Genomic DNA, 4219 nt, shown 5'->3' with positions numbered 1-4219 from the left:
CCTCCCCATATAAGGCCACAAGCCCCAAAGAAAGCCCCTCCCCCTTTCATCTTGGCAAAAATACCTCGGGGGTTTGGGGGTGGAACCCCCAAGCGGGCCGACGAGGTCCCCGCGCAAGCGGGGGGTGAGGAGGCCCGCCCCCCGGTCGACGCCGACAGGCGACGAAACCGCCCGTGCCTTAGAACGGCCCGTCCTCCAGAACCCCATCGGAGGACATCTGCGCATAAAGCAGCCCCTCGCGCAGCCCCCGGTCTGCCACGCTCAGCCGGTCCGTGGGCCAGGCGCGCAGCAGCGCTTGCAGAATAGCCGATCCCGACATGATCAGCGAGTGCCGGTCGCGCCCGATCCGCGGGTCGCGGCGGCGACCGGTTGGGCCGAGCGACAGGTAATCCTGGATGACCGAATCGATCTGGTCCGAGGTCATGCGCAGCCCGTCCACCTTGTTGCGGTCATAGCGGCGCAATCCCAGATGCGAGGCGGCGACTGTCGTCACCGTGCCGCTGGTCCCGATGATCTGGAAGCCCTCGCGCGCCTGATCGGCGGCATCCACGTAAGGCGAAAACTCTGCCAGTTGCTCCTCGAAATACCAGCTCATCAGCGCAAAGCGCGCGCCGTCATCGGCGACGTCCCGATAAAGATCCTTCAACGTCGCCACCCCGAGCGGGATCGAGATCCAGTCCACCACCTTGGCCTTGGGAAAGATCGTCTCCGAGTGGTCAAACCCCTGATGCAGCCGCATGATGGCGCGGGGCCGTTCAACGCGCGGAACCCGGCTGAGGTCGATCCAGACCAGCTCGGTCGATCCGCCGCCGATATCGACCACCAGCAACTGTTCTGTCCGGGTAGACACCAGCGGCGCACAGGCCACCACCGCCAGCCGCGCCTCTTCCTCTGGCTGGATGATCTCCAGGTCCAGCCCCGTTTCACGCTGCACCACCGAAATGAATTCGCCCGCATTGGTCGCCCGGCGGCAGGCCTCGGTCGCGACCAGTCGCATCCGCTTCACATCGTGGCGTTGAAGCTTCTTCTTGCAGATTTTCAGCGCCGCGACCGTGCGGGCCATGGATTGCCGGGACAGGCGTCCGGACGCCTCCAACCCCAGCCCCAGCTGGACGGATTTGGAAAAACTGTCGACCACATGCAACTGGTTGCCCTTTGGCTGCGCGATCAGCATCCGGCAGGAATTGGTGCCCAGATCGAGCGCCGCATAGAGATCTGCGGGATCGGGGCGCAGCGGCTGTGGCGAGGCGACGGGGGGCGGTGGAACCGGCGCAATGCGCGCAGAGGCAGAGCCTTGCCCGGCAATGGCATCGTGTTGTTTCGGCTTGCCCCGGCGGGGGCGGCGGCGGCCCATGACCCCTCTCCTTCGCATCGCTTCCCCTCACGCTACCGCGTCGGCTGCAATCGCACAATGGGTCTGCGCCGCTCTGTGCACTGGCTCATCATCTTCATGAGAATTTAGGGGCTCTCCCGCTCTGGCCGATCAGGCTCATCCCCCCTATTGATCGGACGGCGCGTCGCAGGGGCGCGCTACGAGGTCGAAAACGAGACGGGCGAAGACCCGACCAAGCCCTAGATTGCTGCAAAACACCGCGCAGCCTTACTCAGGAAGGAATCACGCCTCATGCCAGCTGTCACAATCGTCTACTGGCGCGACATGCCCGCCCAGGTCATCGTCGGAAAAGGTCGTCGGGGTGCCAAGGCCCCGTTGCCGGAACGGTTCGAGCAGGCCATTGACCGGGCCGCCATGAAGGTGGGCGCCAAGGATGATGACGCCTATCTGTCCGGCTTTCGCAAGGCAGAGCCCTTCGAGGTCGAAGGAGACCCGCAGGAGGTCGCAAATGCTCAAGCCGCCGCCATCGATGCCGAATACGACGCCGACAAGCTCAAGCAGCTGATCGCCAATGACGGCTACGCAGAAGCCCCCGCCGAATGACCAACGCCCCACCATCCTCGTTCTTGGAGAAACTGATGGCCCTGCTCAAATTCCGCTCCTCCGCCGCTGCGCCCGCGGCCCCCGCAGGCAACCCCGCCGCGCTTGAGGCCTTCCTGCAGGGCTACTCCATCGAGGTGATGCCGCGCACCGCCGAAAAGGTGGACAATTTCCGCGACCTGCTGCCGACAGGCACCCGCGTCTATATCGCCCATATCGAGGGCACGCCGATCGCCGACATGGTCGCCACCGCCAAGCGGCTGAAGGGCGAAGGCTTCGACGTCATGCCGCATTTCCCGGCCCGCATCATCAAGGATGCCGCGACGCTAGAAAACTGGATCGCCATGTACCAGGGCGAGGCGGATGTGAAGCAGGCGCTGCTGCTGGCCGGTGGGGTCGAGAAACCCCATGGCGACTTCCACAGCTCCATGCAGCTGATGGAAACCGGGCTCTTCGACAAGGCGGGCTTCCAGCGTCTGCATGTGGCCGGTCACCCTGAAGGCAACCGTGACATCGACCCCAAGGGCGGCGATGCGGTCGTGATGGAAGCGCTGCGCTGGAAGCAGGCGTTTTCCGAGCGTACCGATGCGCAGATGGCGCTGGCCACGCAATTCGCGTTCGAGGCTGGCCCGGTCATCGAATGGGCGAACCGGCTGTCGGCCGAGGGCATCAAGCTGCCGATCCATATCGGCATCGCCGGCCCCGCGAAACTGCAGACCCTGATCAAGTTCGCCATCGCCTGCGGCGTCGGCCCGTCGCTCAAGGTCCTGCAAAAGCGCGCCAAGGATGTGACCAAGCTGCTACTGCCCTTCGAGCCGCATGAGATCCTGAACGAACTGGCCGCCCACAAGGCCGCCAACCCCGATTTCAACATCGAGAAGGTCCACTTCTTCCCACTCGGTGGCATCAAGACCAACGCCCAGTGGGCCATCGACAATGGCGGTGCTTCCGGCACCCCCGCAAACCAGAACTGAGAAAGAGCCCATGACCCGTACCGTTCTCGAATCCAAATCCAAGACCGTCGTCATCGGCTTTGACGAGCCTTTCTGCGTGATCGGCGAGCGCATCAACCCCACCGGCCGCAAGAAACTGGCCGCAGAACTGGAAGCGGGCGATTTCTCGACCGTTGAAAAGGACGCGCTGGAGCAGGTCGCCTGCGGGGCCATGGTTCTCGATGTGAACGCGGGCGTGGTCTACAACTCCAACCCCAACCCGAACGAGACCGAACCGCCGCTAATGCGCCAGATGATCGAGCTGGTGCAGGGGCTGGTCGACGTGCCGCTCTGCATCGACAGCTCGGTGCCCGGCGCGCTGGAGGCAGGTCTTGCCGCCGCCGAGGGCCGTCCGCTTCTGAACTCCGTCACCGGGGAAGAGGACCGGCTGGAACTGGTTCTGCCGCTGGTCAAGAAATACAACGTGCCGGTGGTGGCGATCTCGAACGACGATACGGGCATTTCGGAAGACCCCGATGTTCGTTTCGACGTGGCCAAGAAGATCGTGGAACGCGCCGCAGATTTCGGCATCCCGGCCCATGACATCGTGGTCGATCCGCTGGTGATGCCCGTGGGTGCCATGGCGACCGCCGGTCAGCAGGTCTTCGCCCTGGTGCGCCGTCTGCGCGAGGAACTGGGTGTGAACACCACCTGCGGCGCGTCGAATATCAGCTTCGGCCTGCCCAACCGCCACGGCATCAACGCGGCCTTCCTGCCGATGGCTATCGGCGCGGGCATGACCAGCGCTATCATGAACCCGGTGCGCCCTGTGGAAATGGAGGCAATCAACGCCGCCAACTTCCTGATGAACCATGACCCCAATGGCGGCAAGTGGATCAACTTCGCCAAGGTTCTGGACGCCACCAAGGAAGGCACCCCGTTCCCGGAAGCCGCCGCTGCCGCCATGGCAGCTGGTGGAGGACGTGGCGGCCGCCGCGGCGGACGTCGTCGCGCTTAATCGCCTGTTAACCGCAATGGGGCGAAGATGGCTGCATGAGCTATCTTCGCCCCATTCACCGCAACGATATTTGGTTTGACCAGGTCTTCTCGGCAAAAGCCGTTACCAAAGGCGGCGTGATCCGACGCAGCAAAGCGGATGTGGATCGCAAGGTCGGTCGGGACAGGTTGGAACTTGAGGTCCGCAAACGCGGATTTCACCTGGTCGAGGCAGGAAGTCAGTTCCTGATCATCTGCGACCGCGGAGACATCCGTATCGTTTGCTGAGAAAAATCTTCCAGAAGATTTTTCAATTAACAATGAAGAATTTTCCCGAAAATTCTTCATGTGAAACCGC

The 4219-nt window shown here is 63.3% G+C and carries 5 protein-coding genes; 3 read left to right on the top strand and 2 right to left on the bottom strand.

Annotated features, from left to right (window positions below; translation table 11 throughout):
- Nucleotides 1-178: 178 nt before the first annotated feature.
- Entirely contained in the window at nucleotides 179-1354 is a 1176-nt protein-coding gene (locus tag BKY26_RS10890; RefSeq protein WP_083431413.1) for a Ppx/GppA phosphatase family protein, read from the bottom strand.
- Nucleotides 1355-1624: 270 nt separating this feature from the next.
- Between BKY26_RS10890 and BKY26_RS10885 the strand changes: the two genes are divergently transcribed.
- Genes BKY26_RS10885 through BKY26_RS10875 form a run of 3 tightly spaced genes read left to right on the top strand, consistent with a single transcriptional unit; the run spans nucleotide 1625 to nucleotide 3883 of the window.
- Nucleotides 1625-1936: a virulence factor gene (locus BKY26_RS10885; protein WP_071690419.1), complete on the top strand. Its 312-nt coding sequence runs from the start codon at nucleotides 1625-1627 to the stop codon at nucleotides 1934-1936.
- 35 nt (nucleotides 1937-1971) lie between these two features.
- Nucleotides 1972-2907, top strand: a complete 936-nt coding sequence (locus BKY26_RS10880; protein ID WP_071690420.1) for a methylenetetrahydrofolate reductase — start codon at nucleotides 1972-1974, stop codon at nucleotides 2905-2907.
- A gap of 10 nt (nucleotides 2908-2917) precedes the next feature.
- Nucleotides 2918-3883: a methyltetrahydrofolate cobalamin methyltransferase gene (locus BKY26_RS10875; protein ID WP_071690418.1), complete on the top strand. Its 966-nt coding sequence runs from the start codon at nucleotides 2918-2920 to the stop codon at nucleotides 3881-3883.
- Here the strand turns inward: BKY26_RS10875 and BKY26_RS20505 are convergent.
- A partial coding sequence (locus BKY26_RS20505; RefSeq protein ID WP_211267994.1) for a hypothetical protein occupies nucleotides 3880-4219 on the bottom strand: 340 nt, incomplete at its 5' end. The two genes, BKY26_RS10875 and BKY26_RS20505, sit on opposite strands and share 4 nt — an antisense overlap.

Source organism: Nioella sediminis (genome assembly GCF_001879695.1).
In the GTDB taxonomy this organism is placed as follows: domain Bacteria; phylum Pseudomonadota; class Alphaproteobacteria; order Rhodobacterales; family Rhodobacteraceae; genus Nioella; species Nioella sediminis.
The sequence above is the reverse complement of the archived record's forward strand: the minus strand, read 5'-3'. Positions and strand labels throughout refer to the sequence as shown.

What these genes read in the sequence shown, in the direction of transcription:
- BKY26_RS10890 (WP_083431413.1), bottom strand. Translation starts at nt 1,354, where the DNA reads ATGGGCCGCCGCCGCCCCCGCCGGGGCAAGCCGAAACAACACGATGCC.
- BKY26_RS10885 (WP_071690419.1), top strand. Translation starts at nt 1,625, where the DNA reads ATGCCAGCTGTCACAATCGTCTACTGGCGCGACATGCCCGCCCAGGTC.
- BKY26_RS10880 (WP_071690420.1), top strand. Translation starts at nt 1,972, where the DNA reads ATGGCCCTGCTCAAATTCCGCTCCTCCGCCGCTGCGCCCGCGGCCCCC.
- BKY26_RS10875 (WP_071690418.1), top strand. Translation starts at nt 2,918, where the DNA reads ATGACCCGTACCGTTCTCGAATCCAAATCCAAGACCGTCGTCATCGGC.